At 68.9% G+C, this 23,377-nt stretch carries 16 protein-coding genes; 10 read left to right on the top strand and 6 right to left on the bottom strand.

Translation table 11 applies throughout. The features are described from left to right. Nucleotides 1-200 precede the first annotated feature (200 nt). On the top strand, nt 201-3,671 hold the full coding sequence (gene rpoB / locus ACFV9G_RS19555; RefSeq protein ID WP_378729185.1) for a DNA-directed RNA polymerase subunit beta: 3,471 nt from the start codon (nt 201-203) through the stop codon (nt 3,669-3,671). An 88-nt stretch (nt 3,672-3,759) separates the two neighbouring features. Then, nucleotides 3,760-7,635, top strand: coding sequence for a DNA-directed RNA polymerase subunit beta' (locus tag ACFV9G_RS19550; RefSeq protein ID WP_378729184.1), 3,876 nt, complete (start codon nt 3,760-3,762; stop codon nt 7,633-7,635). A 64-nt stretch (nt 7,636-7,699) separates the two neighbouring features. On the opposite strand, the gene ACFV9G_RS19545 is transcribed toward ACFV9G_RS19550, so the two are convergent. Next, nucleotides 7,700-8,581 (bottom strand): alcohol dehydrogenase catalytic domain-containing protein, encoded by an 882-nt coding sequence (locus ACFV9G_RS19545; RefSeq protein ID WP_378729183.1) that lies wholly within the window; start codon nt 8,579-8,581, stop codon nt 7,700-7,702. A gap of 110 nt (nt 8,582-8,691) precedes the next feature. On the opposite strand from ACFV9G_RS19545, the gene ACFV9G_RS19540 reads away from it, so the two are divergent. From ACFV9G_RS19540 to ACFV9G_RS19530, 3 genes are all read left to right on the top strand, one after another. After that, nucleotides 8,692-9,093 (top strand): winged helix-turn-helix transcriptional regulator, encoded by a 402-nt coding sequence (locus ACFV9G_RS19540; protein ID WP_378729182.1) that lies wholly within the window; start codon nt 8,692-8,694, stop codon nt 9,091-9,093. 280 nt (nt 9,094-9,373) lie between these two features. Then, nucleotides 9,374-9,826, top strand: a complete 453-nt coding sequence (locus ACFV9G_RS19535) for a DUF4232 domain-containing protein (protein WP_378729181.1) — start codon at nt 9,374-9,376, stop codon at nt 9,824-9,826. Between the two features lie 96 nt (nt 9,827-9,922). After that, nucleotides 9,923-10,408, top strand: a complete 486-nt coding sequence (locus ACFV9G_RS19530; RefSeq protein ID WP_378729180.1) for a pyridoxamine 5'-phosphate oxidase family protein — start codon at nt 9,923-9,925, stop codon at nt 10,406-10,408. Between the two features lie 7 nt (nt 10,409-10,415). On the opposite strand, the gene ACFV9G_RS19525 is transcribed toward ACFV9G_RS19530, so the two are convergent. Genes ACFV9G_RS19525 through ACFV9G_RS19515 form a run of 3 tightly spaced genes read right to left on the bottom strand, consistent with a single transcriptional unit; the run spans nt 10,416 to nt 13,214 of the window. Next, on the bottom strand, nt 10,416-11,171 hold the full coding sequence (locus ACFV9G_RS19525) for an ABC transporter ATP-binding protein (protein WP_378729179.1): 756 nt from the start codon (nt 11,169-11,171) through the stop codon (nt 10,416-10,418). Next, on the bottom strand, nt 11,168-12,136 hold the full coding sequence (locus tag ACFV9G_RS19520) for an ABC transporter substrate-binding protein (protein WP_378729178.1): 969 nt from the start codon (nt 12,134-12,136) through the stop codon (nt 11,168-11,170). The genes ACFV9G_RS19525 and ACFV9G_RS19520 overlap by 4 nt, the downstream gene beginning before the upstream one ends. A gap of 19 nt (nt 12,137-12,155) precedes the next feature. Continuing rightward, complete coding sequence (locus ACFV9G_RS19515) at nt 12,156-13,214, bottom strand: FecCD family ABC transporter permease (RefSeq protein WP_378729177.1); 1,059 nt, start codon at nt 13,212-13,214, stop codon at nt 12,156-12,158. Nucleotides 13,215-13,340: 126 nt separating this feature from the next. Here ACFV9G_RS19515 and ACFV9G_RS19510 point away from each other — a divergent pair, with 126 nt between their 5' ends. Next, nucleotides 13,341-14,573 (top strand): geranylgeranyl reductase family protein, encoded by a 1,233-nt coding sequence (locus ACFV9G_RS19510; protein ID WP_378729176.1) that lies wholly within the window; start codon nt 13,341-13,343, stop codon nt 14,571-14,573. A 59-nt stretch (nt 14,574-14,632) separates the two neighbouring features. After that, nucleotides 14,633-15,508 carry an NUDIX domain-containing protein gene (locus ACFV9G_RS19505; protein WP_378729174.1) on the top strand — a complete coding sequence of 292 codons (876 nt, stop codon included), beginning with the start codon at nt 14,633-14,635 and terminating at the stop codon, nt 15,506-15,508. Between the two features lie 87 nt (nt 15,509-15,595). On the opposite strand, the gene ACFV9G_RS19500 is transcribed toward ACFV9G_RS19505, so the two are convergent. Further along, the gene (locus tag ACFV9G_RS19500; RefSeq protein WP_378729172.1) at nt 15,596-16,555 is read right to left on the bottom strand and encodes an ornithine cyclodeaminase family protein; all 960 of its coding nucleotides are present in this window, start codon (nt 16,553-16,555) and stop codon (nt 15,596-15,598) included. Between the two features lie 17 nt (nt 16,556-16,572). Next, complete coding sequence (locus tag ACFV9G_RS19495; protein WP_378729171.1) at nt 16,573-17,931, bottom strand: MFS transporter; 1,359 nt, start codon at nt 17,929-17,931, stop codon at nt 16,573-16,575. Nucleotides 17,932-18,082: 151 nt separating this feature from the next. Here ACFV9G_RS19495 and ACFV9G_RS19490 point away from each other — a divergent pair, with 151 nt between their 5' ends. The 3 genes from ACFV9G_RS19490 to ACFV9G_RS19480 all read left to right on the top strand — a co-directional run bounded on the left by ACFV9G_RS19490 (nt 18,083) and on the right by ACFV9G_RS19480 (nt 23,306). Beyond that, the gene (locus ACFV9G_RS19490; protein ID WP_378729170.1) at nt 18,083-20,881 is read left to right on the top strand and encodes an FAD-binding and (Fe-S)-binding domain-containing protein; all 2,799 of its coding nucleotides are present in this window, start codon (nt 18,083-18,085) and stop codon (nt 20,879-20,881) included. Between the two features lie 248 nt (nt 20,882-21,129). After that, a complete protein-coding gene (locus ACFV9G_RS19485; protein ID WP_378729169.1) occupies nt 21,130-22,341 on the top strand; it encodes a class I SAM-dependent methyltransferase in 1,212 nt (403 codons plus the stop codon). After that, the gene (locus ACFV9G_RS19480; RefSeq protein ID WP_378729168.1) at nt 22,338-23,306 is read left to right on the top strand and encodes a hypothetical protein; all 969 of its coding nucleotides are present in this window, start codon (nt 22,338-22,340) and stop codon (nt 23,304-23,306) included. The genes ACFV9G_RS19485 and ACFV9G_RS19480 overlap by 4 nt, the downstream gene beginning before the upstream one ends. Nucleotides 23,307-23,377: the final 71 nt, after the last annotated feature.

Below are 23,377 nucleotides of genomic sequence, written 5' to 3'. Positions count from 1 at the left end.
AGCGACAACGCCGAGGTTCGAGTGCCGCAGGTGTGAATGAAGGTACGCCGGACTTTTAATTGGGCCCGGTGTTGTGAAGTGCGCTTTTGTGCCGTACTATGGCGCTTTGCGCATGCCTTCATATGCCTCTCAGCCTGCCCGGTGGCTGATCGGTGGTCGGCAGCGCGAATCCACCTGCGAACCTTGTCGAAGGATTCCTCTTGGCCGCGCGCACCTCGTCGGGTGACTCCACCCGACGCCGCATCTCTTTCGCTAAGATCTCAGAGCCTCTCGAGCTTCCCAAGCTCCTCGCCCTCCAGACCGACAGCTTCGACTGGCTGATCGGTAACGAGCGCTGGCAGGAGCAGGTCGCCACCCGCGAAGCAGCGGGTGAGGACGTGTCTCACAAGTCCGGTCTGCAGGAGATCTTCGAGGAGATCTCCCCGATCGAGGACTTCTCGGAGACGATGTCCCTCTCGTTCGAGAGCCCTGTCTTCTACGACCCCAAGTACACCGTCGAGGAGTGCAAGGAGAAGGACTTCACCTACTCCGCGCCTCTCTATGTCTCGGCGGAGTTCACCAACAACGACACCGGTGAGATCAAGGGCCAGACGGTCTTCATGGGCGACTTCCCGCTCATGACCGAACAGGGCACCTTCGTCATCAACGGCACCGAGCGTGTTGTCGTCTCGCAGCTCGTCCGGTCCCCGGGCGTCTACTTCGAGCGCACCGCCGACAAGACGTCCGACAAGGACATCTACACCGCCAAGCTGATCCCGAGCCGCGGCGCCTGGCTCGAGTTCGAGATCGACAAGCGCGACCTGGTCGGCGTCCGCCTCGACCGCAAGCGCAAGCAGAACGTCACCGTGCTGCTCAAGGCCCTCGGCTGGACCAACGAGCAGATCCGCGAGGAGTTCGGCGAGTACGAGTCGATGATGCTGACCCTCGAGAAGGACAGCACCACCGCTCAGGACGACGCGCTGCTCGACATCTACCGCAAGCTGCGCCCGGGCGAGCCCCCCACGCGTGAGGCCGCGCAGACGCTGCTGAACAACTACTACTTCAACCCGAAGCGCTATGACACCGCCAAGGTCGGTCGCTACAAGGTCAACAAGAAGCTCGGTCTGACCGAGGCCTTCGACCAGCAGACGCTGACCGTCGACGACATCGTCGCGACGATCAAGTACGTCGTGGCGCTGCACGACGGGCGCGCCCAGCTCGACATGCCGCAGGGCACGATCGACATCGCCGCCGACGACATCGACCACTTCGGCAACCGCCGGATGCGGACGGTCGGCGAGCTGATCCAGAACCAGCTGCGTACGGGCCTGGCTCGTATGGAGCGCGTCGTGCGCGAGCGGATGACGACCCAGGACGTCGAGGCGATCACGCCGCAGTCCCTGATCAACATCCGTCCCGTGGTCGCTGCGCTGAAGGAGTTCTTCGGCACCTCGCAGCTGTCGCAGTTCATGGACCAGAACAACCCGCTCGCGGGCCTGACGCACAAGCGGCGTCTGTCGGCTCTCGGCCCGGGTGGTCTCTCCCGTGACCGCGCCGGCATGGAGGTCCGAGACGTCCACCCGTCGCACTACGGCCGGATGTGTCCGATCGAGACCCCTGAAGGTCCGAACATCGGTCTGATCGGCTCGCTGGCGTCCTTCGGACGGATCAACCCGTTCGGCTTCGTCGAGACGCCCTACCGCAAGGTCGAGAACGGTGTCGTCACCGACCGGATCGACTACCTGACCGCCGACGACGAGGACCGCTACGTCATCGCGCAGGCCAACGCGGCCGTCGACGAGAACATGAAGTTCGCGACCGAGCGCGTGCTGGTCCGCCAGCGCGACGGTGAGGTCTCCGAGCTCCTGGCGGACGAGGTCGACTACATCGACGTCTCGCCGCGCCAGATGGTGTCGGTCGCGACCGCGCTGATCCCGTTCCTCGAGCACGACGACGCCAACCGTGCGCTCATGGGCGCCAACATGCAGCGTCAGGCGGTGCCGCTGGTCCGCAGCGACTCGCCGCTGGTCGGCACGGGCATCGAGTACCGCGCTGCTGTCGACGCCGGTGACGTGCTCGTCGCGAAGAAGGCCGGTGTGGTCAAGGAGGTCTCCTCCGACCTGATCGAGACCCTCAACGACGACGGCACCTACACCTCCTACAAGCTCGCGAAGTTCGAGCGCTCCAACCAGGGCAACTGCGTCAACCAGCAGCCGCTGGTCGACGAGGGCGCCCGGGTCGAGGTCGGCTCCCCGCTGGCCGACGGTCCGGCGACCCAGGGTGCCGAGATGGCGCTGGGTGCCAACCTTCTGGTCGCCTTCCAGTCGTGGCAGGGCCACAACTACGAGGACGCGATCATCCTCTCCCAGCGTCTGGTGCAGCAGGACTACCTCACCTCGATCCACATCGAGGAGCACGAGGTCGACGCCCGCGACACCAAGCTGGGTCCGGAGGAGATCACCCGGGACATCCCGAACGTCTCCGAGGAGATGCTGGCCGACCTCGACGAGCGCGGCATCATCCGCATCGGCGCCGAGGTCACCACCGGTGACATCCTGGTCGGCAAGGTCACCCCGAAGGGCGAGACCGAGCTGACCCCGGAGGAGCGTCTGCTCCGCGCGATCTTCGGTGAGAAGGCGCGCGAGGTCCGCGACACCTCGATGAAGGTTCCGCACGGCGAGGAGGGCACCGTCATCGGTGTCCGCGTCTTCGACCGTGAGGAGGGCGACGAGCTGCCCCCGGGCGTGAACCAGCTGGTCCGCGTCTACGTGGCGCAGAAGCGCAAGATCTCCGTGGGTGACAAGCTCGCCGGCCGTCACGGCAACAAGGGCGTCATCGCGAAGATCCTGCCGGTCGAGGACATGCCGTTCATGGAGGACGGCACCCCGGTCGACGTTCTGCTCAACCCGCTCGGTGTTCCGCGTCGTATGAACATCGGACAGGTCCTGGAGCTCCACCTCGGCTGGCTCGCCAAGCAGGGCTGGGACCTCAACCTCTCCGAGGACCCCGAGGACAGCGCCTGGAAGCAGCGCCTCATCAAGATCCACGCCGACAAGGCCGACCCGGGCACCAAGGTGGCCACTCCGGTCTTCGACGGCGCGCGTGAGGACGAGATCACCGGTCTGCTCAGCGCGACCCTCCCCAACCGGGACGGTCGGCGTGTGGTCGGCACCGACGGCAAGGCCCGCCTCTTCGACGGTCGCTCCGGCGAGCCGTTCCCGGAGCCGGTGGCCGTGGGCTACATGTACATCCTCAAGCTGCACCACCTGGTCGACGACAAGATCCACGCGCGTTCGACCGGTCCGTACTCGATGATCACCCAGCAGCCGCTCGGCGGTAAGGCCCAGTTCGGTGGCCAGCGCTTCGGTGAGATGGAGGTCTGGGCGATGGAGGCGTACGGCGCCGCCTACGCCCTGCAGGAGCTCCTCACCATCAAGTCGGACGACGTGCCCGGCCGTGTGAAGGTGTACGAGGCGATCGTCAAGGGCGAGAACATCCCCGACTCGGGTATCCCGGAGTCGTTCAAGGTTCTCGTCAAGGAGATGCAGTCGCTGTGCCTGAACGTCGAGGTGCTGAGCCAGGACGGTTCGGCGATCGAGCTCCGTGACGCGGAGGAAGACGTCTTCCGCGCCGCCGAGGAGCTCGGCATCGACCTCTCCCGTCGCGAGCCCTCTTCCGTAGAGGAAGTCTGACGAGCGGGAGGTGCGCCTCCGGGCGTACCTCCCCTCCCTCAGTCCCCTTTGAACTTTCCAAGAACTAACGAAGGAACTGGAAGCCACCGTGCTCGACGTCAACTTCTTCGATCAGCTCAAGATCGGCCTGGCCACCGCGGACGAGATCCGCGCGTGGAGCCACGGCGAGGTCAAGAAGCCTGAGACCATCAACTACCGCACGCTCAAGCCCGAGCGTGACGGCCTCTTCTGCGAGAAGATCTTCGGTCCCACCCGGGACTGGGAGTGCTACTGCGGCAAGTACAAGCGCGTGCGCTTCAAGGGCATCATCTGCGAGCGCTGTGGCGTCGAGGTCACCCGCTCCAAGGTACGCCGCGAGCGGATGGGCCACATCGAGCTCGCCGCTCCGGTGACCCACATCTGGTACTTCAAGGGCGTTCCGTCGCGGCTGGGCTACCTGCTCGACCTCGCTCCGAAGGACCTGGAGAAGGTCATCTACTTCGCTGCGTACATGATCACCTCGGTCGACGAGGACGCGCGTCACCGCGACCTGTCCTCGCTCGAGGCCAAGGTCGACCAGCAGCGCAAGATGCTCACCGGCCGGCTCGACGTCGCGATCAACGACCGCGCCAAGAAGCTCGAGACCGACCTGGCCGCGCTCGAGGCAGAGGGCGCCAAGTCCGACGCCAAGCGCAAGGTCAAGGACGGCGCCGAGCGCGAGATGAAGCAGCTGCGCGACCGCACCGAGCGTGAGGTCAACCGTCTCGACGAGGTCTGGGACACCTTCAAGAGCCTGAAGGTCCAGGACCTCATGGGCGACGAGCTGCTCTACCGCGAGATGAAGACCTGGTTCGGGAAGTACTTCGAGGGCCACATGGGCGCCACGGCGATCCAGAAGCGCCTCCAGGACTTCGACATCGAGGCCGAGGTCGAGAACCTGCGCGAGACCATCGCCACCGGCAAGGGTCAGCGCAAGGTCCGCGCGCTCAAGCGCCTCAAGGTCGTCGACGCCTTCCGCAAGACCGGCAACCAGCCGGTCGGCATGGTGCTCGACGCCGTCCCGGTCATCCCGCCGGACCTGCGCCCGATGGTCCAGCTCGACGGTGGCCGCTTCGCCACCTCGGACCTGAACGACCTCTACCGTCGCGTGATCAACCGGAACAACCGACTCAAGCGCCTGCTCGACCTCGGTGCTCCGGAGATCATCGTCAACAACGAGAAGCGGATGCTCCAGGAGGCCGTCGACTCGCTGTTCGACAACGGCCGTCGTGGCCGCCCGGTCACCGGGCCGGGCAACCGTCCGCTGAAGTCGCTCTCCGACATGCTCAAGGGCAAGCAGGGTCGCTTCCGTCAGAACCTGCTCGGTAAGCGCGTCGACTACTCCGGCCGTTCGGTCATCGTCTCTGGTCCGCAGCTGAAGCTGCACCAGTGCGGTCTGCCGAAGCAGATGGCCCTGGAGCTCTTCAAGCCGTTCGTGATGAAGCGCCTGGTGGATCTGAGCCACGCTCAGAACATCAAGTCCGCCAAGCGGATGGTCGAGCGTGCCCGCCCGGTCGTGTGGGACGTCCTCGAAGAGGTCATCACCGAGCACCCGGTTCTGCTGAACCGTGCGCCCACCCTGCACCGCCTCGGCATCCAGGCCTTCGAGCCGCAGCTGATCGAGGGTAAGGCCATCCAGCTGCACCCGCTCGTCTGCACCGCGTTCAACGCGGACTTCGACGGTGACCAGATGGCCGTCCACCTGCCGCTGTCGGCGGAGGCCCAGGCCGAGGCTCGCATCCTGATGCTCTCGACCAACAACATCCTCAAGCCGTCCGACGGTCGTCCGGTCACCATGCCGACCCAGGACATGATCATCGGTCTCTACTTCATCACCTCCGACCGCGAGGGTGAGGTCGGGGAGGGCCGTGCCTTCTCGTCCCCGGCCGAGGCCATCATGGCCTTCGACCACCTCGAGATCACGCTGCAGTCGAAGATCAAGATCCGCCTCGACGACATCGTCCCGCCGATCGGCTACGACGTGCCAGAGGGCTGGACCGCGGGCGACCCGCTGGTGGTCGAGACCACGCTGGGCCGGGTGATCTTCAACGACACCCTCCCCGCCGACTACCCCTTCGTGAACTACGAGGTCGGTAAGAAGCAGCTCGGCGCGATCATCAACGACCTGGCCGAGCGTTACACCAAGGTCGAGGTCGCGGCGTCGCTGGACGCGCTCAAGGACAACGGCTTCCACTGGGCCACCCGTTCGGGTGTCACGGTCTCCATCGACGACGTCACCACGCCGCCGAACAAGGCCGAGATCCTGGAGACCTTCGAGGCCCAGGCCGCCAAGGTGCAGAAGCAGTTCGAGCGTGGTCTGGTCACCGACGAGGAGCGCCGTCAGGAGCTCGTCGAGATCTGGACCGAGGCCGCCAAGGTCGTCGGTGCTGCCATGGAGGCGGCGTTCGACCGCAAGAACCCGATCTTCATGCAGGTCACCTCGGGTGCTTCGGGTAACTTCAACCAGATCCGCCAGGTCGGCGCCATGCGAGGCCTGGTGGCCAACCCGAAGGGCGAGATCATCCCGCGGCCGATCAAGTCGAACTTCCGCGAGGGTCTCTCCGTCCTGGAGTACTTCATCTCCACCCACGGTGCTCGTAAGGGTCTGGCCGACACCGCGCTGCGTACCGCCGACTCGGGTTACCTGACCCGTCGTCTGGTGGACGTCTCGCAGGACGTCATCATCCGTGAGGACGACTGCGGCACCGAGCGCGGTCTGCCGAAGGTCATCGGAGTCGACCAGGGCGGCACCGTCGTCAAGGACGACAACGCCGAGACCGCTGCGTACGCTCGCACGGCCGCTGTCGACATCGAGCACCCGTCGACCGGCGAGGTTCTCGCGGTCGCCGGTGAGGACCTGGGCGACGTCAAGATCGAGGAGCTGGTTCGCGCCGGCATCACCGAGGTCAAGGTCCGTTCGGTCCTCACCTGTGAGGCCCGCACCGGTACGTGTGCCAAGTGCTACGGCCGCTCGCTGGCCACCGGCAAGCTCGTCGACATCGGTGAGGCGGTCGGCATCATCGCCGCCCAGTCCATCGGTGAGCCCGGCACCCAGCTGACCATGCGTACGTTCCACACCGGTGGTGTGGCCTCGGCCGACGACATCACGCAGGGTCTGCCGCGTGTCGTCGAGCTCTTCGAGGCGCGTACGCCGAAGGGTGTCACGCCGATCTCCGAGGTCGCCGGTCGCGTCGAGATCGAGGAGACCGACAAGGCCCGCAAGGTCCTGGTCACCCCGGACGACGGCTCCGAGGTCAAGGAGTACGTGGTGTCGCGCCGCTCGCGTCTGCGGGTTGCCGACGGTGACCACATCGAGGTCGGCGCTCCGCTGACCATCGGTACGCCGGACCCCAAGGAGGTCCTCCGTATCCTCGGTGTCCGCAAGACCCAGCAGCACCTCGTCGACGAGGTCCAGCAGGTCTACCGGTCCCAGGGTGTGTCCATCCACGACAAGCACATCGAGATCATCGTGCGGCAGATGCTGCGCCGGATCACGGTGCTCGAGTCCGGTGACACCAACCTGCTGCCGTCCGACCTGGCCGACCGTATCGACTTCGAGTCGGAGAACCGGCGCGTGGTCTCCGAGGGCGGCAAGCCGGCCTCGGGTCGTCCGGAGCTGATGGGCATCACCAAGGCCTCGCTGGCCACCGAGTCCTGGCTGTCGGCGGCCTCCTTCCAGGAGACCACCCGCGTCCTCACCGACGCTGCCATCAACGGCCGCTCCGACTCGCTGCGCGGTCTGAAGGAGAACGTCATCATCGGTAAGCTCATCCCGGCCGGCACCGGCCTGGAGCGCTACCGGAACATCAAGGTCGAGCCGACCGATGAGGCTCGCGCCGCGGCGTACTCCGTGACCGGTTACGACAACTACGACTACGAGTTCGGCAACACCGGCGGCCAGGCCGTCGCGCTGGACGACTTCGACTTTGGTTCGTACCAGTCGTGATCCAGTAGTCAGACGAAGGCCCCGCCTCCCTCGGGAGGCGGGGCTTTCGCCATTTCGTACGCCCTCAGGGCACGAGCAGCCAGCGGCCGTCGGAGCCGGGTGCCGCCACGGCCTCCTGGTAGGCCTCGGCGGCCTTGCTCAGCGGCCGGGTCGCGGCGATCCGCGTCGGCACGGTGCCGTCGGCGGCCAGCTGGAGGAGCCCGGCCAGGACCGGTCCGTCGGCGTGGCTCATCACGGTCGAGACCTCGATCCCGCGCTCCGGCTCCGGGGCACGGCCGGGCTTGACGCTGACGTAGCGGCCGTTGTCGCGTACGCCTGCCAGGGCGGGTTCGTTGAGGGCCGCGAGGTCGAGGACGGCGTCGTGGGCGCCCGGCTCGATCTCGCTGACCGTGTGGTCCGCGCCGGTGGCGAGGTGCTCGGTGCCGGGGCGTACCAGCGCGTCGACCGTCCAACCGTCGGCTTTGGCCAAGGCGAGCGCCCAGAGGCCGACGCCGCCGGCGGCACCGCTGACGAGAAGGCTGCCGCGCTCGCCGCCGAGCAGGTCGAGCGCCTGGCGGGCGGTGAGCGCGTTGAGCGGCGCCGCGGCGGCCGCCTCGAGGGTCAGCCCGTCGGGTATGGGCGCAGCGTCGGAAGCGAGGAGCACGACCTCGGTCGCGTGGGCGCGAGCGCCGGCGGCCGGGTTGCCGTGGAACCCGGCGACCCGGTCACCCACAGCGAAGGTCGCCGCCGCCTCGCCGACCTCGGTGACCACGCCGCTGAAGTCGAAGCCGAGGCCGATCACATCGGGGAGTCCGATGGCTGCGTGGTCGCCGGCGACGAAGGCGTCGAAGAGGGTGAAGCCGGCCGCGGCCACCTCGACCCGGATCTCGTTGGCGCCGAGCTGCTGGGACGGGAGCTCCTCGAGGCGCGGGGTCGGGTCGTCGGCGCGGGAGATGAGTGCGTGCATGGGGTTCGTCCTTCGCGGTGGTTGGCGTGCTTGCGTGTACTACTTTCGGTGCCCTACTCTCTTTTGGGAAGAAGGCACTTTGAAGTGGCGTACGCACCTGGAGGTCTGCCATGGGGACGACGACGGCCGAGCGGCCCGGGGGATACGAGCACAGAGGATTCGACGCGTTCTCGGCGCTGTGTCCGAGCCGGCGGCTCCTGGACACGATCGGTGACAAGTGGGTGAGCCTGGCGATCGTGGCGCTGGGGCTCCGTGGCCCGCTGAGGTATTCGGAGCTGGCCTCGCAGATCGAGGGGGTCAGCCAGAAGATGCTGACCCAGTCGCTGCGGAAGATGGAGCGCGACGGTCTGCTGACCCGCACGGTGACCCCGTCGGTGCCGGTGCGGACCGACTACGAGCTCACCCCGCTCGGCCAGACGCTGCTCCCGGTCATCGGCCACCTCAAGACCTGGGCCGAGGAGCACATGCCGGAGGTCGACGCTGCTCGGACGGCGTACGACAGCAGGGTCTGAAGAAATCTCGAAACGAGATGCAACGGACCGGGACGCCCGCACGTCTCAGGGGTGGGACGATGAATTGTCTGCTACTCGAGGAGCGACGATGCGGCACATGCGGCTGATGATGGTCGGTCTCGGGATCCTCGGCGTGCTCGCGGCGGGAGGTTGTGCGTCGACGACGGACGGGGCGGTCGACGCGTCACCATCTGCCTCCGGGACCGCGGACCCCTCCCAAGCGAGCAGCACGGCATCGTCCCCGACTCAGTCCTCACCGGCGGCCACGGGGGGTTCGCCGGTGAGGACTGAGTCTTCCGACCCTGCGCCGGCGGATCCGGTGACGCCGAAGTGTGCCAATGCCGACCTGAAGGCCGGCTATCGCGCGACCGACTCGGGTGCGGGCTCACGGTTCGGCGAGATCACGCTGACCAACGTCTCCGACCAAGCGTGTGCCCTCGGTGGCTTCGGCGGGCTCTCGTACGTCGGGGGCGACGACGGCACCCAGGTCGGCGCGCCCGCGGCGCGTGAGGGCAAGTGGCGCACGGTGATCATGAAGCCGGGTCAGGTGGCGGTCAGCGAGGTCTCCGAGTCGACGGCCGAGAACTACCCGGCCTCGGCCTGCAGGCCGACCGAGGTGGACGGGTTCCGGATCTACGTGCCGGACTCCTACGACTCCCAGTTCGTCCGGCACCAGACGACCGGGTGTGCGGACAAGAACGTGTCGCTCTTGTCTCATCACGCGTTCCACTAGCGGCCATCCGCTGCGGGAGGTGCTGGCCGAGCACGGCTACAAGTTGCCGCGTATATACGCAGGTCAGCACTGAGGAAGTGGCCTACCCTCTGGGGTATGGCAGCTGATCTGGACAGACACGTCCGTGGGATCGTCGATGGGGTCGCCTACCTGGTGCTGGCGACCTCGGATCCCGACGGGCGCCCGCGCACCTCGCCGGTCTACTTCTCCCACGACGGCTACCGAGACCTCTACTGGGTCTCGGCACCCGATGCGCAGCACTCCCGCAACATCGTCCGCGACCCACGCGTGGCCGGAGTCATCTTCGATTCCTCGGTGCTGCCGGGGTCCGGGGCGAGCGCTGCGTACGTCACCGGGATGGCGCGTCAGGTGCCCGACTTCGAGCTCGAGAAACGCTGCGAGGTGGCGTTCCACCGGCTGGTCGGGACCGCTCGGGCGTTCAAGCCGGAGCAGCTGCGCGGCGAGGCGTCGCTGCGGCTCTACGTGATGGACGTCGAGCTCTGGGAGGCGCACCTTCCCGGCGTCGACCCGGACGACGAGGCCGCACCTGAGACCAGGGTCGAGGCAGACCCAGAGCTCTGAGGCGGGGTCAGGTCGCGGGGCGGAAGAGGAGGTGGATCTCCTCGCGCAGCTCGAGCCGCTCGATGCCGATACCGTAGACCGGCTCCAGGATCTCGGGGCGGAGCACCTCGTCGACGGTGCCGCGCGCGGCGACGCGGCGCCGGTCGAGCAGCACCAGGTCGTCGCAGTAGCGGGCCGCCAGGTTGAGGTCGTGGAGCACGACGATCGCCGTCGTCCCGAGCTTCCGCACCAGGGACAGGATCTCGTGCTGGTAGCGGATGTCGAGGTGGTTCGTCGGCTCATCGAGGAGCAGGTGGGTCGCCTCCTGCGCCAGCGCCCGGGCGATCAGCACCCGCTGCCGCTCGCCCCCGGAGAGAGCGGCGAAGGAGCGCGGGCCGAGGTGGGTCCCGCCGACCCGCTCCAGGCACTCCGCGGCGATCGCCAGGTCGTGCTCGCCGGCCCTGGCGAAGGCGGACAGATGCGGCGTACGTCCCAGCAGCACCATCTCGCCGGCGGTGAGGGCAGTGTCGGTGCCGGACTCCTGGACCACGACCGCCAGGCGCCGGGCGACCTGCTTGGCGGGGAGGGTGGCGAGGTCGTCGCCGTCGATCTCGACGGTGCCGCTGCCGCGAAGGGCGCCGTAGAGCAGACGAAGCAGGGTGGTCTTGCCGCTCCCGTTCGGGCCGATCAGGCCCAGCACCCGGCTCTCGTGGGAGGCGACGTCGACGTCCTCGAGGATGCTCGTGGTGCCGTACGTCCAGGACAGGCCGACGGCCTCGATCACTTGGCGAACCTGTCGATGATCCGCTCGAGGCCGTCGACGGAGAGGGCCGAGGGCGGCTCGGTGAAGTTGAACAGCTGTGCCATCACGTCGCCGTTCCTGACCGCGGTGAGGTCCTCGGCGCCGGCGAGCTGGGTGATCGACTCCTCGACCGCCTCGGGGTCGCCGGCGTTGTGGAGCAGGATGATCACGTCGGGGTCGCGCTCGAGGAGATCCTCGGTCGAGACCTCGAAGACCCGCTCGTCGACGTCGGCGAAGACGTCCTCGAACCCGGCCGCCTCCAGCTGCGGGTGGGCCATCGACTTGGTGCCGTAGGCGTAGGTGACGCCGCCGCCGACGGTGGGGTAGAGAACCGCTGCCGTACGTCCCTTCCCGACCTTCTTCGTCTCAAGCGCGGTGACGCGTTTGCGCAGGTCAGCGACAGCCTGGGCGGCTTCGTCCTTCTTGTCGAAGACTCTGCCGTAGGCCTCGAGCTGGCTGTAGACGTCATCGAAACCGGGGTCCTCGACACCTTCGGGGCACATCGCCGGCTCCTCGAGGAGGCTGATGTCGACGGCGTCGAGCGTGTCCCGGGAGAGGTTGTCGACCTCGCCGAGGACCAGGTCGGGCTCCTCGGCGATCACGATCTCCTTGGAGATCTGCAGGTGGCCGCTGGTGTCCATCTCGTCGGTGAGCAGCGGGATGTCGTCGAGCTCGGCCTGGGTCTCGGCGTCGTAGTAGTCGGCGGGGTACTCGCCGGCCCTGGCCGCGACCTGGTCCATCACGCCGAGCGCGTGCAGATAGGGGACGGCGGAGCTCTTCAGCATCACGACGCGCTCCGGCGGCGCGTCGAAGGTGACCTCGGCACCGCAGTTCTCGATGGTGACCGGGAAGCCGTCCGCGGTGGCCTTGGCACCGGTGGCGTCGGCGCCGCAGGCGGTGGTCGTGGCCAGCACGAGGGCTGCGGTGGCGATCATGGGGCGGATCATTCGTGGGGCTCCTGATGGGTCAGACGTCGCGCGCCGAGAAGCGCCGGATGAGGACGATGAGGAACGGGGCGCCCAGGAGCGCGGTGACGATCCCGATCGGGATCTCCTGGGGCTGGAGGAGCACGCGGGCGAGCACGTCGGCCCAGACCAGCAGGATCGCGCCCATGAAGGCGGCGGCCGGGATCGCGACGGAGTGGGCGGATCCGACGGCACGGCGGGCCAGGTGCGGCACGACCAGGCCGACGAAGCCGATGCTTCCGGCTGCCGAGACGACGACGCCGACGGTCAGCGCCACGATGACCAGCAGCAGGGTGCGGAAGCGGTCGGGGGAGATGCCGAGGGTGTGGGCGGTCTCGTCGCCGATCGCGAGCGCGTCGAGACCGCGACCGGACAGGGTCAGCAGGGTGATGGTGGCGAGCACGGCGACGGCCACGACGGCGAGCAGGCCGTCCCACTGGGCCAGGCCGAGGGAGCCGAGCAGCCAGAACATCACCGACCGCGCACCCTCGGCAGAGCCCGAGGCGAAGATCAGGAAGCTGGTCAGGCCGTAGAGCAGGTAGCCGACCGCGACGCCGGAGAGCAGCAGTCGCAGCGAGGTGACCCGGCCGCCGCTGCGGGCGAGCGCGAACACCAGGAACGACGCCGCGAGGGCGCCGAGGAAGGCGGAGCCGGGCAGGGCGTACGCCCCCAGGCCCGTGCCCGCGCCGAACAGGATCGCCGCGGCCGCGCCGCTGGAGGCGCCGGAGTTGATCCCGAGCAGGTAGGGATCGGCGAGCATGTTGCGGACCATGGCCTGCAGCGCCATGCCGGTGACGGCCAGGCCCGCTCCGACCAGGGCGCCGAGGAGCACGCGGGGGAGGCGTACCTTCCACACGATCGCCTCCTCGGTGGCCTTCCAGCCGGCCTCGGGCAGGCCGAGGAGGTGGTGGCCGAGGATCTGCGCGACGGTCCCTGGAGTGACGTACGCAGCGCCCAGGCCGACCGCGACCACGACCGTCACCACGGTGGCGGCGAGGAGGCCCAGGAGCCAGGCGACGGCGCGCCGACGGCGGCGACGTACGCCGAGGGGGTCGTGCACGTGGGGGCCTTCCGAGACTGCTTCGGGACTAATGCGAAGAACTTGCAATAAGTTAGCAGAGGCCCGCTTCGGTCAGAGGTGAGGGTTCTTTCGCGGGCCGTTGGCCGGTTCTGGGAAGATATGCGCATGACCTCGTCCCTTCCGCAGTCAGCTGACGTGCTCGTCGTCGGGGCCGGCCCAGCGGGCTCTGCCGCGGCGGCCTGGCTGGCGCGCGCCGGGGTCGATGTCCTGCTGACGGACGCGGCCGTCTTCCCGCGTGACAAGACCTGCGGTGACGGGCTGACCCCGCGCGCGACCCACGAGCTGGTCCGGCTCGGGCTGGAGGACTGGCTGCGTGCGCACCCGGTCTCGAAGGGCCTGCGGGCGCACGGCTTCGCGCAGACGCTGCACCTGCCCTGGCCCGGTGGAACGCTGCCGTCCTGGGGCTCCGCGGTGCCGCGCACCGAGCTCGACGACCACCTGCGCACGGTGGCGATCAAGTCCGGCGCGACCGCTGTCGACGGCGTGCGCGCGGTCGACGTTCGGTGGGACGGAGAGCGGATCGCCGCGGTCGTCTTCGAGGGCGGCCGTGAGGTTGCCTGCCGGTCGGTCGTGGTGGCCGACGGGGTGCGCTCGCCGCTGGGCAAGGTCCTCGGCCGGGAGTGGCACCGCGACACCGTCTACGGCGTCGCCGGACGGGCCTACATCGCCTCCGACCAGGCCGACGACGAGTGGATCTCCTCGCACCTCGAGCTGCGCGACGAGTCCGGTGAGGCGCTGCCCGGCTACGGCTGGATCTTCCCGCTCGGATCCGGCGAGGTGAACATCGGCGCCGGTGCGCTGGCCACCTCCAAGCGACCTGCGGACGTCGCGATCAAACCGCTGATGAGGCACTACACCGAGCAGTGTCGCGAGGAGTTCGGGCTCACGGGTGAGCTGCGGGCGGAGAAGTCCGCGCTGCTCCCGATGGGCGGTGCGGTCTCTGGTGTCGCCGGCGCCAACTGGGCCCTGATCGGCGACGCCGCCGGGTGCGTGAACCCGCTCAACGGCGAGGGGATCGACTACGGCCTGGAGACCGGGCGGATGGTCGCCGACGCGCTGATCGCGGGGGAGGACCTGGCCACCGCCTGGCCGGCGACCCTGCGCGAGCACTACGGCGAGGCCTTCTCCATCGCCCGCCGTCTGGCCGGCATCGCGACCCGTCCCCGTCTGGTATCCACCCTCGGACCTGCGGGAATGCGCTCCGACTGGTTGATGACGCTGGCCCTGCGGTGGATGGGCAACCTGGTCACCGACGAGGACCGTGACCGGGCCGCCAAGGTGTGGCGCTGGGCCGGTCGCCGCTCGTTGGCTCTCGACTCCCGACCCCCGTTCAGCTGATGGCGACGCGGAATCGGGGCCGCGGTGGGCGGCGACGCAAGCTTCCGAAGGTGCAGCGGGTGGGGGCGTACGCCGTCATCATCCGGGCCGGTGCGGCCGCCGAGCCGGAGATCCTGCTCAGTCGGCTCTCGGAGAAGGTCACGCCGGAGGAGCGGTGGACGCTGCCCGGCGGTGGCATCGACCACGGCGAGGACCCCCGCGACGCGGTCGTGCGCGAGGTCTACGAAGAGGCCGGGGTGCCGGTCGAGGTCGGTATCGAGGCACGGGTCTACTCCGTCCACCAGGCCAAGGCCTGGCGGCTGGGTCGACGGGTCAACTCCCACGCGATCCGGATCGTCTATGACGGCTGGGTGCCCCACGACGCTCCCGAACCGCAGACGATGGAGGTCGACGGGTCCACCGCGGAGGCGGCCTGGCTGCCGCTGGCGGCCGTGACGAGTGGCGAGATCCCGACGTCCCCGCTGGTCACCGATGCTCTCGACGTGCACAAGCCGACGCGGATGCAGCGGCTCGCCGCGTACGCCTTCATCACCCGCCCCTCCGACGACGCGATCCTGCTCACCAGGATCTCGCCGCTCGGCTATCACTCGGGCACCTGGACGCTGCCCGGTGGCGGCGTCGACTTCGGCGAGCAGCCGCGCGAGGCGCTGAAGCGCGAGGTGGTCGAGGAGTGCGGCCTCAGCTGCGAGGTCGGCGCAGTGCTCGATGTGCACGACGTGAACATCACCGGCACGGCCCCCAGCGGTCGTCACGAGGAGTTCCACGGCGTCCACCTGATCTTCGCCGCGACGGTCGCCGACGGTGCGAGCCCCACGGTGGTCGAGCAGAACGGCACCACCGACGACGTACGTTGGGTGACCCGTGACGAGCTGGTGAGCCTCCCGCTCCTCGACGTCGTCACCGCGGCCCTCGACGCCGAGAAGAAGACTGCCTGAAGATCGCCGAGTCGGCTCGTTCTAACGAGCCGACTCGGCGTATGGGCGGGTCAGGATGAGCCGACTCGGCGTGGGTCTGGCGGGTTCCTAGCCCAGGTCCGCTCGGGTGCCGGCGTCGCGCTCCTCGGCGGCGGCCAGGATCACTGCCGCTGCGGCGGCGTCCTGGACGCCGACGCCCACGGAGAGGTAGGTGATGACGTCCGTCTCGCCGCGATCGAGAGTGGCTGTGCCGGTCAGGAGCGAGCCGAGGTCGAGGATCTGGTCCGGGTCGACCGAACCGGAGGCGATGGCCTCGACGACGGGGCCGGAGTCAGTCAGCGCGGAAGGGCGGTAGTCGACGACCGCCTTGGAGCGGGCCAGCAGGGACGGCGGCAGCTCGACACGGTCGGGGGCGAAGGAGCCGACGCTGGCCACGGTGGTGCCGTCGGTGACCCAGGTGTCCTCGATCACCGGGGTGAGGGACGAGGTGCAGAGGACGACGATGTCGGCGCTGCGTACGGCCTGTTCCAGGTCTGACGTCGCCGTGGCACCGCGCTCGGCGGCGATCTCGGCGGCGGCGGCCGGGTTCCGGCCGAAGACCTGTAGGTCGGCGGAGGGGTGGGTCACCGCGAAGGCTGCGAGGTGGGCGCGGGCCTGGGCGCCGGTGCCGACGACGAGCACGTTCACGGCGGACGGCGCGACCTGCTCCATGGCGAGGGTGGTCGCGGCCGAGGTGCGCAGCTCGGTGACGCTGTCGCCGTTGATGATCGCGCGCGGTGCGCCGGTCTCGGCGTCGAGGACCGTGATGACCGAGTGGACGGCACCCAGGCCACGGGTGGCGTTGACCGGGTTGACGCTGCCGAACTTGCTCACCGCGGGGGCGTCGGGGGCGATCCGCGAGGAGTAGCAGAAGGAGACCGACGAGTCCGGCCCCGGGACGAGCAGCCGGGGAGGCTGGACGGCCTCCCCGGCTCCGAGTCGGGTGAATGCCTCGCGCTGGGACTCCAGCGCGAGGCGGGGCCTGAAGATGCTGCGTATGTCTGTGGCGGAGAGGATCCTGACGGTCACCCCGCCACGCTAGTCCCTCAGACAGTGGCCTTCTCCGGGGTCTCCTCGAGCGCCACGTCCTTGGTCTCCTTGCCGATCAGCAGCGAGATCAGGGTGATCACTGCCATCACGGAGAGGTAGACGCCGACCAGGACGGGCGAGCCGTCGGCCTGCTTCCACAGCGCGACCGCGATGAACGGCGCCACCGCGGCGCCGAGGATCGAGGCGACGTTGTAGGAGATGCCGGAGCCGGTGTAGCGCACGCTGGTCGGGAACAGCTCCGGCAGCAGCGCGCCCATCGGGCCGAAGGTGAGGCCCATCAGGGAGAAGCCGAGGACCAGCCAGAGGATCACGCCGACGGTGCCGGCGTTGACCAGCGGCACCCAGGCCAGGCCGAAGACGATGATCCCGAGGGTGACCGCGATCAGCAGCCGGCGGCGGCCGAAGCGCTCGGCCAGCGGCCCGGAGACCATGGTGAAGATGCCGAAGAAGATCACGCCGAAGATCAGCATCAGCACGAAGGACGTGTAGCCGTAGCCGAGGCCGGGCACCGGGAGGTCCGTGGCGGCGGTGCCGAACGACAGCGAGAACGCGGTCATCAGGTAGAAGAGGACGTACGTCGCCAGCATGAAGAAGGTGCCGAGGACCAGCTGCTTGCCCTGGTTGCGCACGACCGAGGCCAGCGGGACCTTGCGGACCAGGCCGGCATCCTGGCTCTTGGTGAACACGTCGCTCTCGACCAGACGCAGCCGGACCCACAGGCCGACGATGACCATGACCGCCGAGAAGAGGAACGGCACTCGCCAGCCCCAGGCCAGGAAGGCGTCCGACGGCTTGGTCGGGTCGGCACCCCCGGCGGAGAGCAGCGCGGCGATCGCCAGGAACAGGCCGTTGGAGAGGATGAAGCCCAGCGGCGCGCCGAGCTGCGGGAACGTACCGTAGATCGCGCGCTTGCCCTCGGGAGCGTTCTCGGTGGCGACCAGGGCGGCACCGCTCCACTCGCCGCCGAGCGCGAAGCCCTGGGCCAGGCGCATCAGCACGAGCAGCGCGGTGGCGACCCAGCCGACGGTCTCGTACGTCGGGAGCGCACCGATCAGGAAGGTCGCGATGCCCATGGTGAGCAGCGAGATCACCAGCGTCGTCTTGCGGCCGAGGCGGTCGCCGAGATGACCGAAGAAGATCGCGCCGATCGGGCGGGCGACCATCGCCGCGCCGAAGACGGCGAAGCTCGCCAGGAGCGCGGTGGTCGGGTCGCCGGCCGGGAAGAAGAGGGCGGGGAAGACGAGGACGGCTGCGGTCGCGTACGCGTAGAAGTCGTAGAACTCGATCGTCGTCCCGATGAGACTGGCGACGAGCACGCGGGAGCGCGGGTTGGCCGGTGCGGGGGTGGCGGACATGGTCTCTCTCCGAGGTCTGGAAGTGCCCGCGCTCTCGCGGGCCGTCCCATTATATGAGAGTCCAATATCGGGTAGTGAGACGGGTTCGGGTTGTGGTCGCCGGCGATGGGCGCTGGCCGGTGGTGACCTGGCGGTCTGTGACAATGAGCGAGTGAATGCGACTGCCTCGGATCTGGCGAATGAGCTGCGCAACCAGGGGATCAGCCGGGTCGACGACTCGCCGCTGGCCCGGGCGCTCTACTCCAGCGACGCGAGCCTCTACCGGGTCGTGCCCTCCGTCGTCGTACGGCCGCAGTCCCGCGACGAGCTGCTCGCCGTGCACGCGGTGTCCCGTGCGACCGGGGTGCCGGTGACGATGCGAGGTGCGGGCACCTCGATCGCCGGCAACGCCGTCGGGTCCGGGATCGTCGTGGACACCCGGGACCTGCGGACCATCTACGAGATCGACCCCGAGGCGCGGACCGCGCGGATCGACCCGGGCGTCGTGCACGCCGACCTGCAGCGGGCGGCTGCCCCGCACGGGCTGCGGTTCGGCCCGGACCCGTCCACGCACACCCGCTGCACCATCGGCGGGATGATCGGCAACAACGCCTGCGGCAACCGTGCGCTGGGCTACGGCCGCACGGTCGACAACATCGAGGCGCTGACCGTGCTCTTCGGCAACGGCGAGCAGGCGGCCTACGCGGACGGAGTCTCCTCGGGAGAGACCGCGGAGCGGCTCCAGGCGCTCGTGGGTTCTCACCTGGCGCACGTACGCACCGAGTTCGGCCGCTTCGGCCGCCAGGTCTCGGGCTACTCGCTCGAGCACCTGCTGCCCGAGAAGGGCGGTCGGGTCGACCGGTTCCTGGCCGGCACCGAGGGCACCCTGGCGACCGTCCTGGAGACGACCGTGCGGCTCGTCGAGGACTCGCCCGGGCGGCTGCTGCTGGTGCTCGGTTACCCGACGATGGCGGAGGCGGCCGACGCGGTGCCTTCGTTGTTGGCGGTGGCGCCGGGGCGGCTGATCGCGTGCGAGGGGATGGATGCCCGGATCGCCGACCTGGTGCGTGCCAAGGGCCGCCCGGTGCCGGATCTCCCCAAGGGCGCCGGCTGGCTGATGGTCGAGGTCGCCGGTCAGGATGCTCCTGACCTGGTGCAACGTCTTGCTGCGGAGTCGGGTGCGCTCGAGTCTCGGCTGGTGTCGGACCCGGCCGAGGCGGCTGCGTTGTGGCGGATCCGCGAGGACGGTGCGGGTCTCGCCGGGGTCTCGCTGCCTACGCCGGCCCACTCCGGTTGGGAGGATGCCGCGGTCCCGCCGGAGCACCTCGGTGCCTGGCTGCGGGACTTCGAGGGGATCCTTTCGGACTTCGGGCTGCACGGCTATCCCTACGGTCACTTCGGCGACGGCTGCATCCACTGCCGCATCGACTTCCCCTTCGCCCCGGACTCGCCGGAGTCGGCGCAGGTGTTCCGGGAGTTCATGACCGCGTGCGCCACGCAGCTGGTCACCTATGGCGGCTCGCTGTCGGGCGAGCACGGTGATGGGCGGGTGCGCTCGGAGCTGCTGCCTCTCATGTACGACGCCACCTCCATCCAGCTCTTCGAGCAGGTCAAGGGCATCTGTGACCCCTCGGAGCTGCTCAACCCGGGCAACATCGTGCGGCCCGCCTCGATCACCGACGACCTGCGTCCGGTGCGGCCCCGTGCCCTTCCCCGGACCGGCCTGCGGCTCGTTCACGATCATGGTGACCTGGGTGCCGCCGTGCACCGCTGCACCGGCGTCGGCAAGTGCGTCGCCCCGAAGACCGCCGGAGTGATGTGCCCCTCGTACCTCGCCACCCGCGAGGAGAAGGACTCGACCCGTGGACGCGCGCGGGTGCTGCAGGAGGCGCTCGACGGGTCGCTCGTCGGTGGGCTCGGCGACCCCGCGGTGGGCGACGCGCTCGACCTGTGCCTGGCCTGCAAGGGGTGTGCGTCCGACTGCCCAACGGGCATCGACATGGCGACGTACAAGTCCGAGGCGCTCTACCAGAAGCACGACGTCCTCGGGGAGCGGCGGCCGCGCTCGCACGCTCTTCTCGGGCAGCTGCCGAAGTGGGCACGGCTCGCGGCGCCGTTCACCCAGATGGCCAACGCGTCGTTGAAGATCTCGCCGCTCGCCAAGATCGCCAAGAAGACCGCCGGCATCGACCAGCGGCGCTCGATCCCCGCGTTCGCGCCGAAGACGCTGAAGCGGTCGGCGCCGACCGCGAAGCTTCCCGAGAGCCCGGACGTGTGGATCTGGGCCGACTCCTTCACCGACCACTTCTTCGCCCAGTCCGGTCATGGCGCGATCGCCTGGCTCGAGTCGCAGGGCCTGACCGTTCGCGTGATCGGCGAGAAGGCCTGCTGCGGGCTCACCTGGATCACCACCGGCCAGCTCGACGATGCGCGCGCGATCATGGAGAAGACGGTGCGTACGCTGGCGCCCTATGTCGCCTCCGGCGTCCCCGTCGTCGGCCTGGAGCCGTCGTGCACCGCGACGCTGCGGTCGGATTCGGTGGAGCTCTCCGCGCTGCCCGAGGCCGAGGTCGTGCGTGACGGGATGCTGACGTTCGCCGAACTGGTGACCCGTCTGGTGGCCGAGGGGCGGGTGACCCTGCCCGACCTGACCGGCGTCGAGGTCGTCGCGCAGCCGCACTGCCACCAGCACGCCGTCCTCGGCTGGGCGGCCGACGAGGCGCTGCTCGTGAAGGCTGGGGCGAACGTCACCCGGGTCTCCGGATGCTGCGGCCTCGCCGGCAACTTCGGGGTCGAGGAGGGGCACTACGAGGTGTCGGTCGCGGTGGCCGAGACCCACCTGCTCCCGGCCGTCCGGTCCCACCCCGACGCCGTCGTCCTGGCTGACGGGATGTCGTGTCGCGTCCAGCTCGACGACCTCGCCTCGGTGCCCACCATGCACCTCGCCGAGCTCTTCGCCTCGCGCGTCTGAGTCGGCGACGGGGCCGGCAGGCTCTGTGTAACACGCTGTTCGTAGGACTACTCGCCCTATTGGAACGACCTGATAGTCCTACGAACGACGTGTTACATGCGTGACGGCACCCCGGCGTACACCGTGGATGGGTGTTGGTGCCCGGCCCGCGCCTAGACTGAAGCGGTGAACCCGCGTTACCGCCGAATGATCATTCCCGGCGCGCTGGTCGCCCTTCTGCTGGTGGTCGTCATTGCCGGGGTGCTGAGTTGAGCAGAGAGTCCGAGCCGCTGCTGCGGGCGCTGAACCGGATGCGATCGGTGATCCTGGATCCCGAACGGCTGGTCAAGGCCGTCGCGTCGGGCAAGCAGCGTGGCAGCACGCCGAAGTGGCGTCGCGCCGAGATCCGCTACGTCGACCTGAAGGCCGGTCGACACCTGCAGATCACGACGTACGACGCGACCCAGGCGTTCACCGCGAATCATCCCGTCGGAGATAGTTCGGCACTGGACGATCTCCTCGATGAACCGTTCGCCAACTGGATCGTGACGACGGCGACCGAGCAGACCCAGATCCAGGCGAAGTCGCCGACGACGGCGCTGGTCTCGACCACGGAGCTGACCGCGCCGGTCGAGGTCGAACGAGGCCATGACCAGGCAAAAGAGCGGCTGCTGCCGGAGTCCGACCCGGTCTTTCGGGTGCTCGGGCTCTCGGACAAGGACGGGAAGCTCAAGCCGTCGCGCCAGGCGAAGTACCGCCAGGTCGAGGAGTTCCTGCGCCAGCTGGACGCCGCCCTGACCGACGCGATGAAGTCCGGCAAGGTCCGACAGCCGACTGCCGAGGATCCACTGCGCATCATCGACCTGGGTGCCGGCAACGGCTACCTGACCTTCGCCGCCCAGCGCTACCTCACCGAGGTCCGCGAGCTGTCCGTCGTCGTCACCGGTGTCGACGTCAAGGAGCAGTCGCGGGAGCACAACTCGAAGATCGCGGCCGAGCTCGGCGTGAAGGCCGAGTTCGTGGCCGGGACGATCGACGGGGTTCAGCTCGACGAGAAGCCCGACGTGGTGCTTGCTCTGCACGCCTGCGACACCGCCACCGACGACGCCCTCGCCCGCGCGATCGAGTGGGAGGCCCCGCTGGTGCTGGCCGCGCCATGCTGCCACCACGACATCGCCGCCCAGCTCCGCAAGGCCCCGACGCCGGCGCCCTACTCCATGCTCACCCGCCACGGCATCCTCCGTGAGCGCTTCGCCGACACGTTGACCGACGCGCTGCGCGCGTCGCTGCTGCGTCTTGCGGGCTATCGCGTCGAGGTGGTGCAGTTCGTGGAGAGCCAGCACACCCCGCGCAACACCATGCTCCGCGCGATCCGCACCGGCTCGCCGGTCAAGGGCGGCTCGGTGAAGAAGGAGTACGACGAGCTGGTGGCCGAGTGGAACGTACGTCCGAAGCTCGGCGAGCTGCTCTCCGGGCGATGAAAGCGGTCGTCGCCGCCGCGGGCGCGCTCGGACTGGTGCTGCTCACGTCCGTGCCTGCGAGCGCGGCCGGTGACGAGGTGCTCTTCGCGTTCACCGATCCGACGATCAGCGAGGCCAGCGCGCTGACGCCGCTCGGCAAAGGTCTGTACGCCACCACGAATGACTCCGGGGACAGCGGACGCGTCTTCACCGTCGACTCGCGAGGTGACACGGTCGGCGTGACTCACTGGGCTGCTGACCCGGTCGACGTCGAAGGCCTCGCGCCCGCAGGCGGCAACCACGTCTGGGTCGGCGACATCGGTGACAACAACAGCGTCTGGGACTCGATCAGGATCGCGAAGGTGCGTGTCGGGCGGGGCGAGCGCACGGTCTCGCCGACCGTCTACGAGCTCGTCTATCCCGACGGGCCGCACAACGCCGAGTCCCTGCTGGCTCACCCCGACGGCCGCGTGTTCGTCGCCACGAAGGACTGGGGAGGCGGGCGGCTCTACGCCGTGCCGAAGCGCCTCGACCCCGACGCGCCCAACCGGTTGAAGGAGGTCGCCCCGGTCATCCCGATGGCCACCGACGGCGCCTTCTTCCCCGACGGCAAGCACCTGGTCGTACGCGGTTACTACTCCGCCACGATCTACGACTGGCCCTCGATGGACCGGGTGGGCTCGTTCCGGACCCCCGACCAGGAGCAGGGCGAGGCCATCGGCGTCACCTCGAAGGGCGAGGTGGTCGTGACCAGCGAGGGCATCCGCGCCGAGGTGATCCGGGTCGACCCCGAGCTGGTGAGCGAGGTGCTCGGCGACGAGCCGTCCCCGACGGCTGACCCGAACACGGCCGACCAAGCCGATCCGGCGAGTAACGACGAAGCCGAGAACAAGGACGGCGACCCGGACGCCGGCGGTTCGCTGGGACCGGCCGCGCTCGTGGCGCTTGCCGTCGCTGCGTACTTCATCTTCCGCAAACGCAAATGACGCCGAGTCGGGGGGGGCGGGACCAAAAACGAGTACAAGCGGGGCGGGTGTTAGAAACCCACACACACGGG

Source organism: Nocardioides sp. NPDC059952 (genome assembly GCF_042730435.1).
Lineage (GTDB): Bacteria > Actinomycetota > Actinomycetes > Propionibacteriales > Nocardioidaceae > Nocardioides.
The sequence above is the reverse complement of the archived record's forward strand: the minus strand, read 5'-3'. Positions and strand labels throughout refer to the sequence as shown.

Bases quoted from the DNA above. Each gene is read 5' to 3' on its own strand.
- ACFV9G_RS19540 (WP_378729182.1), top strand. From the start codon at position 8,692: ATGGGGACGACGACGGCCGAGCGGCCCGGGGGATACGAGCACAGAGGA.
- ACFV9G_RS19495 (WP_378729171.1), bottom strand. From the start codon at position 17,931: ATGTCCGCCACCCCCGCACCGGCCAACCCGCGCTCCCGCGTGCTCGTC.
- ACFV9G_RS19545 (WP_378729183.1), bottom strand. From the start codon at position 8,581: ATGCACGCACTCATCTCCCGCGCCGACGACCCGACCCCGCGCCTCGAG.
- ACFV9G_RS19510 (WP_378729176.1), top strand. From the start codon at position 13,341: ATGACCTCGTCCCTTCCGCAGTCAGCTGACGTGCTCGTCGTCGGGGCC.
- ACFV9G_RS19480 (WP_378729168.1), top strand. From the start codon at position 22,338: ATGAAAGCGGTCGTCGCCGCCGCGGGCGCGCTCGGACTGGTGCTGCTC.
- ACFV9G_RS19520 (WP_378729178.1), bottom strand. From the start codon at position 12,136: ATGATCCGCCCCATGATCGCCACCGCAGCCCTCGTGCTGGCCACGACC.
- ACFV9G_RS19530 (WP_378729180.1), top strand. From the start codon at position 9,923: ATGGCAGCTGATCTGGACAGACACGTCCGTGGGATCGTCGATGGGGTC.